The sequence below is a fragment of the Streptomyces sp. CY-1 genome (genome assembly GCF_047218265.1).
In the GTDB taxonomy this organism is placed as follows: Bacteria; Actinomycetota; Actinomycetes; order Streptomycetales; family Streptomycetaceae; genus Streptomyces; species Streptomyces niphimycinicus.
The window spans coordinates 10217151-10236063 of record NZ_CP178393.1 but is presented as its reverse complement, the minus strand read 5'-3'; the positions used below and the strand labels follow the sequence as shown (position 1 = coordinate 10236063).

Genomic DNA, 18913 nt, shown 5'->3' with positions numbered 1-18913 from the left:
TTGTCATGTCTGAATTCCGAGATGCCCGACACGAGGTGACCTTGTTACTCCCCCGAAGACCCGCCGGCCGGTTGACCGTCGTCGCCACGGTCCTCGCCACCGCGGCGGCCATCGCCGCGGGACCCGCGCGGGCCACCCCCGATGAGTTACCGACGGCCGGTCCCGCCCGGCCGTCGCTGGTGCGGCCGATCGACCCGCAGCAGTGGCGCAACCCCGACGACATGACCTGGGCCGACTACCGTGCGGTCCCCGGAACGCGCTGGGCGGACCCCGACGTCAAGCCCACACAGCGCACCTTCAAGGGCGCGCTGGTGCTCCTGGACTATCCGGACGAGGAGTTCACGGTCAGCCGCCCCGCCGGATCCACTCTTTTCGGCAATCCGCAGGCCAGTGCCTCCGATATCCCCCGCGACCGCCTGCCGCGCTTCTACCAGGACTTCCTCAACACACCGGGGCCGCTGAACAACGGTCACACCATCAACGAGTACTGGATGGAGGACTCCGGCGGCCGTATCGGTGTCGATCTGACCGCCTTCGGTGTGTACCGCATGCCGGGCAAGTCCTATCAGTACGGCATCGAGGATTCGATGAACCCGGGCGCCTGCCCGGCCGGGGACACCTGCGACAAGGACATCCGGGCCGACGGCAAGGGCGCCTGGGTGGCCGATGTCGGCGCCGACCAGGCGGACTCGTTCGACTTCGTCTTCTATCTCACGGCAGGGCAGGACGAGTCGTCCACCTGGCAGGAGTTCGGCCAGATGAAGTTCCCGAGCGCGGCGGGCATACCCGCCGCCTGGGGGCCGCCGGCCACCGCGGGCGACAACTCCGCCCGGACCCGCTACGTACCGTGGACGTCCTGGCAGTCAGCCGCCCGTATCTGGCCCAACGCCGCCGACGGGTCGTCGGTGCAGGCCGAGAGCTCCGGGATGGCCGTGTACGCCCATGAGTTCAGCCATATCCTGGGCATCGGGGACAACTACAACAACCCGTACGGCACCCCCCTCAGCCGTTCGTACACCGGTATCTGGGGCATGCTCTCCCGCGGTTCCTTCAACGGCCCCGGCGGGCCGCACACCCGCTGGCAGATACCCGCCACCGCCGGTGGCTCGATGGGCTCCCAGCATGTGCTGCGCGACAAGCTGAAGCTCGGCATCGTGGACGAGAAGAACGTCCTGCGGCTGGACCGCGACGCGCTGAAGAGCTCCGGCCTCGTCGTCGCCCGGGTCACCGCACGCTCGGCGCCACCGGGTGAGAAGGGGCTCTCCGGGGTCAATATCGCCCTGGGCCGCGATCTCTCGCCGTCCTGCGACAACGCCACCGACCCGCTGTGCGACGGCGGCGGCTACGACAACTACACCGTCGAGATCGTCGACCGCATGGGCATGGACTCGTTCACCCCGGATCACGGGGTGCTGCTCACCAAGACGAAGAACAAGGACCGGGCGCCGTTCGCCTGGGTGGTCGACGCGCATCCCGAGGACATCGACCTGGTGGACTTCCGGCGCCCCGACGGCACCACCCAGAAGATCACCATGGGCGACTACCGGCAGCTCAGCGATGCGCTCTTCCACGCCGGAGCCGACTCCGGCAGCCAGTACGAGTACGTCGACCGGGCCAATCGGCTGCACTTCTATGTGCTCGGCCTCAAGCGCGACCGGTCCGGAGTGCTCTCGTACACCATCGCCGTGAAGTCCCTCGACGGCGCGGGACCGCAGCGCCGCGGAGTGGCCCTCCACCGCGGGCGGGCCAAGGGGGACGCCGCCCGCTCCCGGGCCGTGTGCACCTATCGCCTCGACAACACCGGACGCGCTACGGGCAACCGGTCCGAAGCGGCGGCCACTTCGGTGGACTCGGATGTCTACCGGCTGTCGGCGAGGGCCGTGGGCCGGGGCTGGTCCGCGTGGCTGCCCAACCGGCTCGCCACCGCCGGGGCCGGTGGGTCGGTGGATGTCGAGGTGGCCGTGGCCGCGAAGGAGGGCGCCACGCAGCAGGGGGCAGTCGTGCTCACCGCCCGCTCCGAAAGCGATCCGCACCGCACCGCCAAGGCGCTGTGCCGACTGTCGAGCCACCGCTGACGGTAAGGAGATGGGTGACGGACCGCCGACATGCGGCGGGCCGTCCCTGCTCCGCGGGTCGTCGGTGCTCGGTGGCCCTACTCCGTCTCGTCGGCCGCGGTCTGGATCGGCACCCGGAGGGTGTCGGGCTCGCAGCCGGCCGTACCGGCGATGATCCGCGCCGCGCCCTTGGTGAGCGGCACCAGGCTCTGCTCGTCCACCTTGTCCGGGGTGTCCCGCGGATCGAAGATGTACATGGGCGTGGTGATCAGTTGCACCAGCGGCACACCCGTGTAGTAGAAGTAGGCGCCGTCGGTGGCAGGGTTCGGCGCGAAGGCGGTCGGCGACAGGATCCATGAGCGGCGCAGGTCCTCCGCCGCGAGGGACTCGGCCACCAGTTGCTCCAGCTCGGGCGCCTGGGTGGTGAACCACCAGCGCACCTCGGGGTCGTCGGTGGGCACCACCTCCCCGTCGACCACCACCGCCTGGCGTGCCGCGTGTTCCAGATGCATTTCGAGGACGACCTGGGGAAACAGCTCGGGATGCGCCGCGATGAACGCCTGCGTGCCGGCGGCGCCCGCCATATGGCCGGACGTCAGCACGAACAGCATGTTGTGCGGTCGCAGCTCCTGGGGCACCGACGCCCAGAACTTGGCCTGTGCCAGGACCAGCGCGACCCCGGAGGCGTCCTCCACGGCGGACGCCCAGGGGCCGTCGTGGTGTGAGCCGATGATCACCCAGTGGTCGGAGGCGCCGGGCAGTGTGCCCACCACGTTGTGGGTGGTCTCCTCGGTGATGGTGGCGTCGGAGACGATCCGGCCCTCGCACTCCCCCGACGCCATCAGCTCGCGGACCCGCTGCCCGTCCTGGCCACTCAGCCAGATACCGGGGATGGGGCGCCGTTCGGCGTCATAGGGCCAGTAGAAGTCGCTGGTCTCCCAGGGCAGTCCGGTGAGCAGGCCGACATAGGCCGTGGCACCGTCCTTGGCGGCGATGTCGAAGTCCAGCACATGGGGAAGGTCGAACGGCACGGTCTGGACGAGGTCGGGGAACACGCCCTCGGGGTCGTAGGAGGCGGTGGCCCGGGCCTGCACCTCGGTCTGCGGCAGCCGCGTGAAGCCGATCTCCTGGACCGCGATGGAGCCCCGCACCTCCCCGTCCTCCATCCGCACCAGCCGGCCCTCGGTGCCCTCGGTCGGGGTGGTGTACGGCAGGGCGAGTCCCTCGAAGCGGATGACCTCGTCGGGGCGGCCGGTGGGCCAGATCTCGAAGGCGGCGGACCGCGGCCGCCAGATGGGCGTGTCCAGCGGCTCCAGCCGCACCTCCGCCAGCCCGGTCTCCCGGAACTGCTCCGCGGCCCACTCCTCGGTCCAGCCGTCCGCCGGATAGCCCGCCCGGCGAATGCCCTGGCCGACGATCAGTTCGATCCAGGCCATCATCTCCTTCGACGTGGGTGCCCGATCGAGGTACTTCTCCAGCGCCGGCCAGCCGCTCATCGTCATCCTCCTCATCGCCACGGTCCGGATTCATGCTCGACGGACGGGCTAAAGCTGGGCTAACGCGAGGCCAGTGCGCCTCTTTTCGCGGCTTCCCCCTTTCCGTATCGGTTCGTGTCAATCGGTTCGTATCAGGGAGGAGGCCAAGCCGGGCGTTAGACCCACTTTGGTGACGGCGCAAATGATGGTCGCCATATCCGGACTGGCCGCCTGGCAGGTGGCTGAGCCGCAGGTCAGCGCCCGATTGACGGTTGGGAGTCGAGTGTGCGCACCGAGAAGTCAGAGGAACGGGAACCGGATGGCACGGCCCGGCGGAGGAAGTGGATCCGGCGCGTCCCGGCCGGTGTCGTGGGTGTGGCCGCCGTGAGCCTGATCGCGCTCACGGTCTCCCCGGTGAACGCCGAGCCCGATACCAGAGCCAAACCGCCGCGCGACAGGAATCCACTGCCCGCACCCCCGCAGATCCGCGATCTCGACTTTCTGCTCGGCTCCTACACCTGCGACTACACCCCACCGCCGGGTGGCACGGCGGCGGTGCTGAAGCTCACCACCAAGCGGGCGATGGGCGGGCATTACCTCTACACGGACGCCACCCTCGAACCCGGAAACGTGGTCGGCCGTTCGACCTTCGGCTGGAATCCCGTCGACGGGAAATTCATCAACCAGTACCACGACAACTGGGGCTCCTCCGGAAACTACGCCTCGTCCGGCTGGAAGGACGGCCACCTGATATTCAAGGGTCCCCTCACCCAGGTGATCACACCGAATGCCACGGGACAGACATCGGGCGTGAAGCTGGACCTCATGGATGACTACCAGGTGCTCGGTCGAGGGCATTTCAAGAACTCCACGAGCTTCACCTTCCCCGACGGAAGTATTTTGCACGGCAGTTACGACTGCCGCCGCCAATAGCGTTCAGCGTTCCGGACCGAGGGAAGTGGGGGTGGCCGACCATGGCGAGCAATGAAGAGAAGCTGCTCGACTATCTGAAGCGGGTGACGGCGGATCTCCGTCAGACCCAGCGCCGTCTCAAGGATGTCGAGTCCGCGGGGCATGAGCCGGTCGCGATCGTGGGAATGTCCTGCCGCTTTCCCGGAGGCGTACGGTCCCCCGAAGAGCTGTGGGAACTGGTCGCCACCGAGCGGGACGCCATCTCGGAACTCCCCACCGACCGCAATTGGGATCTGGAGAATCTCTTCCATCCCGATCCGGACCATCCGGGGACGAGTTATACCCGCGAGGGCGGCTTCATCGACGACCCCGCGGGGTTCGATGCCACGTTCTTCGGTATCAGCCCCCGTGAGGCGCTCGGGATGGCCCCGCAGCAGCGGCTGGCCCTGGAGGCGTCCTGGGAGGCCATCGAGCACGCCGGTGTCGACCCGGAGTCGCTGCGGGGCAGCCGGACCGGCACCTTCATCGGCTGCGATCACCTCGACTACTGCTCCGACGCCTCCCAGGTGCCCGAGGGCTCGGCCGGCTACTTCACCATCGGCAACTCCGCGAGTGTGGTGTCCGGCCGGGTGGCGTACACCCTCGGCCTGGAGGGCGCCGCGGTGACGGTGGACACCGCGTGCTCCTCCTCCCTGGTCGCCATGCATCTGGCGTGCCAGGCGATCCGCCAGGGCGAATGCGATATGGCGCTGGCCGGGGGCGTGGCCGTGATGTCCTCGACGGCGCCGTTCATCGGCTTCAGCGAGCTGCGAGGGCTCGCCCCGGACGGCAGGTCCAAGGCGTTCTCGGCGAACAGCGACGGCATGACCCTGGCCGAGGGCGTGGGGGTCCTGCTGCTGGAGCGGCTGTCGGACGCGCGCCGCAACGGCCACCAGGTGCTGGCCGTGATCCGGGGCACGGCGGTCAACCAGGACGGCGCCAGCAATGGCCTGACCGCACCGAACGGTCCTTCGCAGCAGCGCGTGATCCGGCAGGCGCTCGCCAACGCCCGGCTGTCACCGTCCGAGGTGGACGCGGTCGAGGCGCATGGCACGGGCACGACGCTGGGTGATCCGATCGAGGCGCAGGCGCTGCTGGCCACGTACGGGCAGGAGCGCGACGAGGGACGTCCGCTGTGGCTGGGGTCCATCAAGTCCAACATCGGGCATGCCCAGATGGCGGCGGGTGCGGCCGGTGTCATCAAGATGGTGATGGCGATGCGGCATGAGGTGCTGCCGGCCTCACTGCACATCGACGAGCCGACACCCCATGTGGACTGGAGCGCGGGCGATGTCCATCTGCTGACCGAGGCGCGGGAGTGGCCGCGGGGCGAGCATCCGCGCCGGGCGGGGGTCTCCTCGTTCGGCATCAGCGGGACGAACGCCCATCTGATCCTGGAACAGGCCCCTGAGGAGGCCGCGACGGCGCTCGGGGACCTCGGGGCGGACCCGGTGGAGCCGGTGGCGGGTGAGCCGGTGGCCGCCGAGGTGGAGCCCGTCGCGGTCCCGGTGGAGCTGGTGGCTGGCCCGGTGCCGTGGGTGGTGTCGGCGCGCGGGGCGGAGGCGCTACGGGGCCAGGCCCGGGCGCTGGCCGCACGGGTGAACGCCGACCCGGGGGTGAGCGCCGCGGAGGTGGGCTGGTCCCTGCTGCGTACCAGGACGCTCTTCGACCACCGGGCCGTGGTCATCGGCCAGGACCGCGACGAACTGGTGGCGGGACTGAAGGCACTGGCCGCCGGGGAACCACATCCGAGTCTGGTGCACCCCGGACAGGCCGCCGAGGCCGTCGGGCAGACCGTGTTCCTGTTCAGCGGGCAGGGCAGCCAGCGCCCCGGCATGGGCGCCGAACTCTATGACCGCTTTCCCGTCTTCGCGGCGGCTTTCGACGAGGTCTGCGGACTTCTCGATCCGCATCTCGAACGCCCCCTGCGGGAGCTGGCCTTCAGCCAAGACCCCGAAGACGCGGCACTGCTGGACCACACCACCTACGCCCAAGCCGGACTGTTCGCCCTGCACATCGCCCTGGCACGACTACTCGACTCGGTCGGCGTACGCCCCGACGCCGTCATCGGCCACTCCATCGGCGAGATCGCCGCCGCCCACATCGCCGGAGTCTTCGACCTCCCCGACGCCTGCCACCTCGTCGCCACCCGCGCCACCCTCATGGGAGCACTCCCCACCGGCGGAGGCATGGCCACCATCGCCGCCACCCCCGAAGAACTCGCCGAGGACCTGGCCCGCTACGACGGCCAGGTGGGCATCGCCGCCCTGAACACCCCCGGCAACACCGTCATCTCCGGACCGACCGACCTCGTCACCGACATCAGCAACTCCTGGGCCGAACGTGGCCGCAAAACGCACACCCTCACGGTCAGCCACGCCTTCCACTCCCCCTTGATGGAACCGATTCTGGAGCCCTTCAAGGAGGCGATCAGCGGGCTGACCTACCACCCGCCCACCATCCCCCTCATCAGCAACCTCACCGGACAACCAGCCGACGAACACATCACCACCCCCGACTACTGGGCCCAGCACATCCGCCAACCCGTCCACTTCCACCCCGCCATCACCCACACCGCACCCCACACCAGCACCTACCTCGAACTCGGCCCCGACCCCGTTCTCGCCACCGCAACCCAGCACACCCTCCACCACCACATCACGACCACCGACACCGAGCAGAACAACGCCACCGACCGGCCGACCCCCCTGATCACGTCCGCCCTCACCCGTAAGCGGCCCGAGGGACAGGCCCTCACCCATGCCCTCGCCCGGCTGCACACCGCCGGTGTCGAAGTCGACTGGACCAGTTGGTACCCCGTCGACCCGCCGCCCCAGGTGGTCGGCCTGCCGACGTATGCCTTCCAGCACCAGCGCTTCTGGCTGGCCCCGCCCGCCGCCCGTACGAGCTTCGGGGGGATTGCCGAGGACCCGGCCGAGGCGCAGCTCTGGCATGCCATCGAGGAGCTGGACGTCGACGCCCTCACCAGCACGCTCCAGTTGGAGAAGGGCAGCCCCGGCATCGACGCCCTGCTGCCCGCGCTCCCGGTGCTGTCCGCCTGGCGGCGGCAGCACCGCGAACGGTCCACCCTCGACTCCTGGCGCTACCGGGCCACTTGGCAGCAGCTCCCCGACCCGGCCACACCGGCCCTGACGGGCACCTGGCTGGTGGTCGCCCCTGCCGGGCAGGAGGAACACCCGACGGTCCGGGTCACCGTCCAGGCGCTACAGGCGCACGGCGCCACGGCGCTCCCGTTTGCGGTGGACGCTCATGACGTCGATCGCACCGCGCTCCGCGAACGCCTCGGCCGACTGACCGAGGAGTCCCGGCCCGCCGGGGTCATCAGCCTGCTCGCCCTCGACCAGGAGCCGCTCACCGGCCACTCCGCGGTGCCCGCCGGGCTCGGCGCCACCACCGCTCTCCTCCAGGCTCTCGGTGACACCGATATCAGCGCGCCCCTGTGGTGTGTCACGCAAGGAGCCGTCGCCACCGGTCGCAGCGACCTCCTCCCCCACCCCGAGCAGTCACAGATCTGGGGATTCGGCCGCGTGGCCGCGCTGGAACATCCGCAGCGCTGGGGCGGTCTCATCGATCTGCCCGCCACCATGACCCACCACACCGCGGGGCGGCTGGCAGCCCTACTCGTACCCGGGCAGCCCGAGGACCAGACCGCCCTCCGCACCACCGGAACGTACGCGCGCCGCCTGACCCGGATGCCCGCCGTCGACACCGCCCCCGCGCCTTGGGAGCCGTCGGGAACCACGCTCATCACCGGTGGCACCGGGGGTCTCGGCGCCCAGATCGCCCGCTGGCTGGCCCACCGGGGCGCGCCCCATCTCCACCTCGTCAGCCGTTCGGGACCCGACGCACCCGGCGCGTCCGCGCTCAGCGAGGAGCTCACCGCTCTGGGGACCGACGTCACCATCACCGCCTGCGACATCTCCGACCGCGCCGCACTCCGGCAGCTCATCGACACCGTCCCCGCCGAACACCCCCTCACCGCCGTCTTCCACACCGCCGGCACGATGGAACTCGGGCAGATCAGCGAGCTGGATCCCGGGCGGTTCCAGTCCGTTCTGCGGTCCAAGGCCCTGGCCGCCGCTCATCTGCACGACCTCACCCAGCACCTCGATCTCACGGCCTTCGTTCTCTTCTCGTCGAACGCCGCCACCTGGGGCAGCGGGCAACAGGCCGCCTACGCCGCCGCCAACACCTACCTGGACGCGCTCGCCGAACACCGCCATACCCGGGGCCTGCCCGCCACCAGCCTCGCCTGGGGCCCCTGGGGCGAGGCAGGCATGGCCGCCGACCAGCACACGCTCTCCCACCTCAAGCGGCGCGGTCTCTCGCCGCTCCCCACCGACCTCGCCATCGCGTCGCTGCACCACGCCCTGACACACCACGACACCACCGTCACCATCGCGGATGTCGACTGGGCGCGGTTCGGCGGTACGTTCACCGCGCAGCGCCCGAGCCCGTTCCTCGCCCATCTGCTGCCGTCGGCCGCGGATCCCGCCACGCGCACGGACACCGCCGACGACAATCCGTTGCGGCAGCGGCTCAGCGCGGCGCCGGCCGCACAGCGGCAGCAGATCCTCGTCCGCCATATCCAGACCCTGGCCGCGACCATCCTCGGCCACCCCGGCCTGGACGCGATTCCCCCGGCGCAGCCCTTCCAGGAGCTGGGCTTCGACTCCCTCACCGCGGTCGAGCTGCGCAATCAGCTCGCCGCCACCACCGGCCTCCCGCTCGCCCCGGCGCTGGTCTTCGACCATCCGACACCGAATGCGCTCGCCACCCATCTGGGCGCCGAGCTGACGGGGCGGAAGGCCGCCGTCACCACCCGTACGACGTCCGCGGCCGCCGACGACGAGCCGATCGCGATCGTCGGCATGGCCTGCCGTTACCCGGGTGGGGTGCGCTCACCGGAGGAGCTGTGGGAGCTGGTCGCCGCGGGCCGGGACGCCGTCGGGGAGATGCCCACCGACCGTGACTGGGATCTGAACACCCTCTTCGATCCCGACCCCGAGCGTCTGGGCACCAGCTATGCGCGCGAGGGCGGCTTCCTCCACGACGCGGCCGGGTTCGACGCGGCGTTCTTCGGCATCAGCCCGCGCGAAGCGCTCGCCATGGACCCCCAGCAGCGTCTGCTTCTGGAAACCGCCTGGGAGACCTTCGAGAACGCGGGTCTGGACCGGGACACGCTCGCCGGAAGCGTCACCGGCGTCTTCGCGGGCGGCACCTATCAGGGCTACGGCGCCTCCGGAAGCTCCTCGGCGCGGGAGGTCGAGGGATATCTGCTGGCGGGCGGTACGCCGAGTGTCATGTCCGGCCGGGTGGCGTACGCGTTCGGCCTTGAGGGCCCGGCGGTGACGGTGGACACGGCGTGCTCGTCCTCGCTGGTGGCGATGCATCTGGCGGCCCAGGCCCTGCGACAGGGCGAATGCACGATGGCGCTGGCGGGCGGCGTGACGGTGATGGCCACGCCGACCACCTTCATCGAGTTCTCCCGCCAGCGCGGTCTGGCGGCCGACGGCCGGTGCAAACCGTTCGCATCGGCGGCCAACGGCACCGGGTGGGGCGAGGGCGCCGGGCTTCTGCTGCTGGAGCGGCTGTCGGACGCGCGCCGCAACGGCCACCGGGTGCTGGCCGTCCTCCGGGGCTCCGCGGTCAACCAGGACGGCACCAGCAACGGCCTGACCGCGCCGAACGGGCCCTCGCAACAGCGGGTCATCGGCCAGGCGCTCGCCAACGCCCGGCTGTCGCCCGCAGAGGTCGATGTGGTGGAGGGGCACGGCACCGGGACCACGCTCGGCGATCCGATCGAAGCGCAGGCGCTGCTGGCCACGTACGGGCAGGAGCGGGCCGGTGGACGTCCACTGTGGCTCGGCTCCATCAAGTCCAACATCGGCCACACCCAGGCCGCCGCCGGAGTGGCGGGTGTCATCAAGATGGTGATGGCGATGCGGCATGAGCTACTGCCCGCCTCACTGCACATCGACGAACCGACACCCCATGTCGACTGGAACGCGGGCGATGTCCATCTGCTGACCGAGGCGCGGGAGTGGCCGCGAGGTGAGCATCCGCGCCGGGCGGGGGTCTCCTCGTTCGGCATCAGCGGGACCAATGCGCATGTCATTGTGGAGCAGGCCCCCGAGGAGCCGGTGGCGGTCGAAGCCGTCGAGGCGGAGCCGGTGGGCGGGCCGGTGCCGTGGGTGGTGTCGGCGCGCGGGGCGGAGGCGCTAAGGGGCCAGGCGCGGGCGCTGGCCACATGGGTGAACGCCGACCCGGGGGTGAGCGCTGCGGAGGTGGGCTGGTCACTGCTGCGGACCAGAACGCTCTTCGACCAGCGCGCGGTGGTGATCGGCCAGGACCGTGCGGAGCTGGTGGCGGGTCTGGAGGCGCTGGCCGCCGGAGAGCCGTATCCGGGTCTGGTGGGGCCCGGACAGGCCGGCGAGATGGTCGGGCAGACCGTGTTCCTGTTCAGTGGGCAGGGCAGCCAGCGGCCCGGTATGGGTGCCGAACTCTACGACCGCTTCCCCGTCTTCGCCGAAGCCTTCGACGAGGTCTGCGGCCTTCTCGATCCGCATCTCGAACACCCGCTACGGCAGGTGGTCTTCGACGCCGCCCCGGAACATGCCGGGTTGCTGGATCACACCACCTATGCACAGGCGGGGCTGTTCGCCCTGCACATCGCCCTGGCACGGTTGCTCGACTCGGTCGGCGTACGCCCCGACGCGGTCATCGGACACTCCATCGGCGAGATCGCGGCAGCCCATATCGCCGGGGTCTTCGACCTCGCCGACGCCTGCCACCTCGTCGCCACCCGCGCCACCCTCATGGGAGCACTCCCCACCGGCGGAAGCATGGCCACCATCGCCGCCACCCCCGACGAACTCGCCGAAGACCTCGCCCGACACAACGGCCAGGTGGGCATCGCCGCCCTGAACACCCCCGGCAACACCGTCATCTCCGGACCGACCGACCTCGTCACCGACATCAGCAACTCCTGGGCGGCCAAGGGCCGCAAGACCAAGACGCTGACGGTCAGCCACGCCTTCCACTCACCCCTGATGGACCCCATCCTCAAGCCCTTCAAGAAAGCAATCAGCGGACTGACCTACCACCCACCCACCATCCCCCTCATCAGCAACCTCACCGGCCAACCGGCGGACGACAGCATCGCAACGCCCGACTACTGGGCCCAGCACATCCGCCAACCCGTCCACTTCCACCCCGCCATCACCCACACCGCACCCCACACCAGCACCTACCTCGAACTCGGCCCCGACCCCATCCTCACCACCGCAACCCACCACACCCTCCACCACCACACCACCGAAAACCCCCCCAACCACCCAACACCCCTCACCACCTCCACCCTCACCCGCAAGCAACCCGACGCCCAGGCCCTCACCCACACCCTCGCCCAACTCCACACCAGCGGAACCACCATCGACTGGACAAGCTGGTACCCCGCCACCCCCACCCCCCGCACCATCGACCTCCCCACCTACGCCTTCCAACACCAGCACTACTGGCTGTCGTCGGCCTCCTCCTCGGACCCGGCGCCCACCGAGGCGGCTCTGGTCGACAGGAAGTTCTGGGAGGCGGTGGAGCGCGAGGATCTGGAAGCCCTGGCGGCGACCATTGATTCACCGGTGGATCAGCAGCCCATGCTGGGCGCTGTTCTCCCGACGCTGTCCGCCTGGCGGCGGCATCACCGGGAGCAGTCGGTCATCAACTCCTGGCGGTATCGGACCACCTGGAAGCGCCTTTCCACTCCCTCCGCGCCTCCGAGCCTCTCCGGCACCTGGCTGCTGATCGTCCCGGCCGGTCAGTCCGACCATCCTGCCGTGGCAACCGCCGAGCAGGCCCTCACCGCCCACGGCGCCATCCCGCTCCGCCATGTGCTCGACATCCACACCGCCGATCGTGACGCCTTGGCGGACCACCTCACCCGTCTGACCGCGGAGGGCGAACCCTCCGGAGTGCTGAGCCTGCTCGCCCTCGACGAGGAGCCGCACCCCGCGTTCGCCGCCGTGCCCTCCGGGCTGGCCGCGACCACCGTGCTCGTCCAGGCCCTCGGCGACGCCGAGATCCCGGCGCCGCTGTGGTGCCTCACCCAGGGCGCCGTCGCCACCGGTCCCGGTGATCCGCTCCCGAGCCCGCGGCAGGCGCAGACATGGGGGCTGGGCCGCGCCGCGGCCCTGGAACACCCTCGGCGCTGGGGTGGCCTGATCGATCTCCCGGCCGTCATCGACCACCACACCTCCGACCGTCTGGCGACCCTGCTCACCCCCGGCCGACCGGAGGACCAGACCGCCATCCGCGCCACCGGCAGCTACGCCCGGCGCCTCCGTAAGGCCGGTGCTCCCGCCACTGCGCCCAGGACCTGGCAGCCCACGGGTACCACGCTCATCACCGGCGGTACCGGCGGTCTCGGCGCCCATGTCGCCCGCTGGCTCGCCCGCCACGGCGCACCCCATCTCCACCTCATCAGCCGCTCCGGACCCGACGCACCCGGCGCCACCCAACTCGCCCAAGAACTCACCACCCTGGGCACCACCACCACCATCACCGCCTGCGACGCCACCGACCGCACCGCACTCCAGCACCTCCTCGACACCATCCCCACCGAACACCCCCTCACCGCCGTCATCCACGCCGCCGGAACGTCGGACACCGAGCTCATCGCCGATCTGGGGCCGGAGCGACTACAGCATGTGCTCGGGCCCAAGGCCCTGGCCGCCGCTCATCTGCATGAGCTGACGCAGGGGCTCGATCTCAGCGCCTTTGTGCTCTTCTCGTCCGGCGCGGCCGCGTGGGGCGGCAGTCGGCAAGGCGCCTACGCCGCCGCGAACACCTATCTCGACGCCCTCGCCGAGCACCGCCGCGCCCGGGGACTCCCCGCCACCAGCCTCGCCTGGGGCCCCTGGGGCGACGCGGGCATGGCCGCCGACGAGACGGCACTCGCGTTCTACGGCCGACGTGGACTGGCTCCGCTGAGCCCCGAACTGGCCGTGGCATCGCTCCAACACGCCCTGGACCACCGTGACACCACGATCACCGTCGCCGACATCGACTGGGAGAAGTTCCCGGCGGCCTTCACCGCCCAGCGGCCCAGCCCGCTGCTCGACGAGCTGAACACGGCCGCCGAGAACCCGACCGAGCGAACCAGCAGCGCGTCCACGGGCCCGTCCGCCGGTACCTCGCTCCAGCAGCGACTCTCCACCGGTACCCCCGAGCAGCAGCACCAGCTCCTGCTCGAACGGATCCAGTCCCTCGCGGCCTCGATCCTGGGCCATTCCGGGCCGGACGCCATTCCGCCCGCCCAGCCGTTCCAGGAGCTCGGGTTCGACTCCCTGACGGCCGTGGAGCTGCGCAACCAGCTCGCCACCGCCACCGGAATCGACCTCGCACCCGCGCTCGTCTTCGACCACCCCACGCCCAGCGCCCTCGCGACGTATCTGCGCGCCGAACTCACGGGCCAGCAGATCGCCGTCGCCGCTCACAACCCCACCACGGCAGCCCAGGACGAGCCGATCGCGATCGTCGGCATGGCCTGCCGCTACCCCGGCGACGCACACTCCCCGAAGGATCTGTGGGACCTGGTCGTCGCCCATCGCGATGCCATCGCGGAGATGCCCACCGACCGCAACTGGGATCTGAACGCGCTCTACGACCCCGACCCCGACCGTGCGGGGACGAGCTACGTCCGGGAGGGCGGTTTCCTCTATCGGGCGGCCGAGTTCGATCCCGGGTTCTTCGGCATCAGCCCGCGCGAGGCGGTCGCCATGGACCCCCAGCAGCGTCTGCTTCTGGAAACCGCCTGGGAGACCTTCGAGAACGCGGGTCTGGACCGGGACACACTCGCGGGCAGCAACACGGGAGTGTTCGCGGGGGTGACGTCCCAGGACTATCTGTCCCTCACCGGCGATACCGCGAGCGACGTCGAAGGCTATGTGGCCACGGGCAATATCGGCAGCGTGGTGTCCGGCCGGGTGGCGTACTCGTTCGGCCTCGAAGGCCCGGCGGTGACGGTGGATACGGCGTGCTCGTCCTCGCTGGTGGCGATGCATCTGGCGGCCCAGGCCCTGCGGCAGGGCGAATGCACGATGGCGCTGGCGGGCGGCGTGACGGTGATGGCCACCCCGGGCGCGTTCATCGAGTTCTCCCGCCAGCGCGGGCTGGCGCCCGACGCACGCTGCAAGCCGTTCGCGGCAGCGGCGGACGGCATGGTGTGGGGCGAGGGCGCCGGTCTCGTACTGCTGGAACGGCTCTCGGACGCGCGCCGCAACGGCCACCAGGTGCTGGCCGTCGTCCGTGGCTCGGCCGTCAACCAGGACGGCACCAGCAACGGCCTCACCGCGCCGAACGGACCCTCGCAGCAACGGGTGATCCGACAGGCGCTCGCCAACGCCCGGCTGTCAGCGTCCGAGGTGGACGCGGTCGAGGCGCACGGTACGGGCACGACGCTGGGTGACCCGATCGAGGCGCAGGCGCTGCTGGCCACGTACGGGCAGGAGCGGGACGAGGGACGTCCGCTGTGGCTCGGCTCCATCAAGTCCAACATCGGCCACACCCAGGCCGCCGCCGGAGTGGCCGGGGTCATCAAGATGGTGATGGCGATGCGGCATGAGCTACTGCCCGCCTCACTGCACATCGACGAACCGACACCCCACGTCGACTGGAACGCGGGCGACCTGCGGCTGCTCACCGAACCCGTCCCATGGCCCCAGGGCGAACGGCCCCGCCGGGCCGGGGTCTCCTCCTTCGGCATCTCCGGTACGAACGCCCATCTCATCCTTGAACAGGCCCCCGGGCCGATCGAGCCCGCCCCCGTATCGAACGCTGCCGGTGTGACGCCGTGGGTGGTCTCAGCACAGAGCGACGCGGCGCTGCGGGGCCAGGCGCGAGCCTTGACCGGGCACATCGTCGGCGACCCCGAGGTGGCACCGGCCGAGGTGGGCTGGTCGCTGCTGCGTACCAGGACGCTCTTCGACCACCGGGCCGTGGTCATCGGCCAGGACCGCGACGAACTGGTGGCGGGACTGAAGGCACTGGCCGCCGGGGAACCACATCCGAGTCTGGTACACCCCGCAGAGATCTCCGACGCGACCGGCCAAACGGTGTTCCTCTTCAGCGGACAGGGCAGCCAGCGGCCCGGCATGGGTGCCGAACTCTATGACCGCTTCCCCGTCTTCGCCGAAGCCTTCGACGAGGTCTGCGGCCTCCTCGACCCCCACCTGGAACACCCCCTGCGGGAGCTGGTCTTCAGCCAAGACCCCGAAGACGCGGCACTGCTGGACCACACCACCTACGCCCAAGCCGGATTGTTCGCCCTGCACATCGCCCTGGCACGACTACTCGACTCGGTCGGCGTACGCCCCGACGCCGTCATCGGCCACTCCATCGGCGAGATCGCCGCCGCCCACATCGCCGGAGTCTTCGACCTCCCCGACGCCTGCCACCTCGTCGCCACCCGCGCCACCCTCATGGGAGCACTCCCCACCGGCGGAGGCATGGCCACCATCGCCGCCACCCCCGACGAACTCGCCGAAGACCTCGCCCGACACAACGGCCAAGTCGGCATCGCCGCCCTCAACACCCCCGGCAACACCGTCATCTCCGGACCGACCGACCTCGTCACCGACATCAGCAACTCCTGGGCGGCCAAGGGCCGCAAGACCAAGACGCTGACGGTCAGCCACGCCTTCCACTCACCCCTGATGGACCCCATCCTCAAGCCCTTCAAGAAAGCAATCAGCGGACTGACCTACCACCCACCCACCATCCCCCTCATCAGCAACCTCACCGGCCAACCAGCCGACGAACACATCACCACCCCCGACTACTGGACCCAACACATCCGCCAACCCATCCACTTCCACCCCGCCATCACCCACACCGCACCCCACACCAGCACCTACCTCGAACTCGGCCCCGACCCCATCCTCACCACCGCAACCCACCACACCCTCCACCCCCACACCACCGAAAACCCCAACAACCACCCAACACCCCTCACCACCTCCACCCTCACCCGCAAGCAACCCGACGCCCAGGCCCTCACCCACACCCTCGCCCAACTCCACACCAGCGGAACCACCATCGACTGGACAAGCTGGTACCCCGCCACCCCCACCCCCCGCACCATCGACCTCCCCACCTACGCCTTCCAACACCAGCACTACTGGCTCGCCCCGCCCGCTCCGCGCGCCGACGCCAAGGCCAACGGCCACGACCCGGCCGAGGCCAGGCTCTGGGACGCCATCGAAGAGCTCGACGTCGACGCCCTCACCAGCACACTTCAGCTTGAGAAGGACAGCCCAGGCGTCGACGCCCTGCTGCCCGCACTCCCCGTACTGTCGACCTGGCGGCGTCGGCACCGCGAACGGTCCACCATCGACTCCTGGCGCTATCGGGTCGCGTGGAAGCAGTTGCCGGACCCCGCCACCGCGCCGACGCTCAGCGGGACCTGGCTGCTGCTCGTCCCCTCCGGGCTGGAGGAGCACCCTGCCGTCCACGCCGCCGGCCAGGCGCTCGACGCCCATGGCGCGGCCCATGAGCTTCTGTCGGTCGATGGCGCAGACGCCCGGCGCGATGGCCTTGCCCCACTGGTCTCGCATCTGCCCGACGGCAGCACACCCGAGGGCGTTCTGAGTCTGCTCGCGCTCGACCGGACGCCCCACCCCGACCACTCCGCCGTCCCCCTGGGGCTGGCCGCGACGGCCGCGCTTGTCCAGGCTCTCAGCCAGACGGCGCCGGCCGCCCCCCTGTGGTGCGTCACTCAGGGTGCGGTGGCCGCTGTCGCCACCGATCCGCTCCCCCATCCGCACCAGTCCCAGATCTGGGGTATGGGCCGGGTCGCGGCGCTGGAACACCCGCACCTCTGGGGCGGTCTCATCGACCTCCCGGCAGTCGTCGACGCCCGCACCCCCGCCCGTATCGCCGCCGTGCTGGTGGCCGGGCAGCCCGAGGACCAGGTGGCCATCCGCTCCACCGCCCTGGCCCGCCGCCTTGAGCGTGCGGCCTGCCCGGACACCGCCCCCAGCACGTGGCGCCCCGCCGGAACGACCCTGATCACCGGCGGTACCGGCGGTCTCGGCGCCCATGTCGCCCGCTGGCTCGCCCGCCACGGCGCACCCCATCTCCACCTCATCAGCCGCTCCGGACCCGACGCACCCGGCGCCACCCAACTCGCCCAAGAACTCACCACCCTGGGCACCACCACCACCATCACCGCCTGCGACGCCACCGACCGCACCGCACTCCAGCACCTCCTCGACACCATCCCCACCGAACACCCCCTCACCGCCGTCATCCACGCCGCCGGTATCGCGGAGAACACCCCGCTCGCCGAGCTGGATCTGCCGGGGATCGAGGCGGTGCTGCGGCCCAAGGCGCTCGCGGCCGGCCTTCTCCACGAGCTCACGGAGGATCTCGACCTCAGCGCGTTCGTGCTCTTCTCGTCCGGCGCTGCCTCGTGGGGCGGGAGCCGACAGCCCTCCTACGCCGCCGCCAACGCCTATCTCGACGCCCTGGCCGAGCACCGCCGCGCCCGGGGGCTCCCCGCCACCAGCCTCGCCTGGGCACCGTGGAGCGACGCGGGCATGGCCGCCGACGAGGCCGTCGTCGAGTACTACCGCCGGCGCGGGATGCGTCCCCTGGACACCGATCTGGCCATCGCCTCGCTCCAGCACTCCCTCGACCACGGCGACACCACGGTCACCATCGCGGACATCGACTGGGAGAGGTTCCCGGCCGGTTTCACCGCACAGCGGCCCAGCCCGCTGCTGTCCGACCTGGCCGCCGCCGCGTCGCCACGCGTCGATGCCACTCCGGACGACGCCGCGGCCGTGGGCAGTTCGCTTCAGCGGCAGTTGGCCACCGGCACCCCCGCCCAGCAGCATCAGCTTCTCCTCCATCACATCCAGACGCATGCCGCGGCGATCCTCGGCCACCCCACCATCGATGCCGTGCCACCCGCCCAGCCGTTCCAGGAGCTGGGGTTCGACTCCCTCACGGCCGTCGAATTCGGGCATCGGCTCTCCGCCGCCACCGGTCTCGACCTTCCGCCCACCCTGGTCTTCGACCACCCCACCCCCAAGGAGCTGGCCGACTTTCTGCGCGAGCGGCTCGTCGAGGGGGAGCTGACCTCCGAGGGACATCTGCTGTCGGAGCTCGACCGGTGGGACGCGGTGTCGGCGCCCTCGGCGGTGGACGAGGCGGCCCGTCGGCGGATCACCGGGCGACTGCGGCTGCTGCTGGCCAAGTGGAGCGACACGGAACGGGAAACGGAGCGTTCCGCGGCCCATAGCGAACTCGAGACGGCGACGGCAGAGGACATCTTCGACCTCATCTCCGACGAGTTCGGAAAGTCGTGAGCCCGATGCCCCCCATCCTCCGCGACGCGCCAAGGAGCCTCCG

Annotated in this window: 4 protein-coding genes; 3 read left to right on the top strand and 1 reads right to left on the bottom strand. The window is 70.5% G+C overall.

All coding sequences use genetic code 11. The features are described from left to right. Positions 1–71 precede the first annotated feature (71 nt). Positions 72–2075, top strand: coding sequence for a M6 family metalloprotease domain-containing protein (locus ACK1X7_RS43645; RefSeq protein ID WP_413116584.1), 2004 nt, complete (start codon positions 72–74; stop codon positions 2073–2075). A gap of 77 nt (positions 2076–2152) precedes the next feature. Here the strand turns inward: ACK1X7_RS43645 and ACK1X7_RS43640 are convergent, their stop codons facing one another. Continuing rightward, positions 2153–3550: a M28 family metallopeptidase gene (locus ACK1X7_RS43640; RefSeq protein ID WP_385153868.1), complete on the bottom strand. Its 1398-nt coding sequence runs from the start codon at positions 3548–3550 to the stop codon at positions 2153–2155. Between the two features lie 264 nt (positions 3551–3814). Here ACK1X7_RS43640 and ACK1X7_RS43635 point away from each other — a divergent pair, with 264 nt between their 5' ends. Beyond that, positions 3815–4462 (top strand): hypothetical protein, encoded by a 648-nt coding sequence (locus ACK1X7_RS43635; protein ID WP_385153866.1) that lies wholly within the window; start codon positions 3815–3817, stop codon positions 4460–4462. A 41-nt stretch (positions 4463–4503) separates the two neighbouring features. Then, a complete protein-coding gene (locus ACK1X7_RS43630; protein ID WP_413116583.1) occupies positions 4504–18870 on the top strand; it encodes a type I polyketide synthase in 14367 nt (4788 codons plus the stop codon). The last annotated feature ends 43 nt before the right edge of the window (positions 18871–18913 follow it).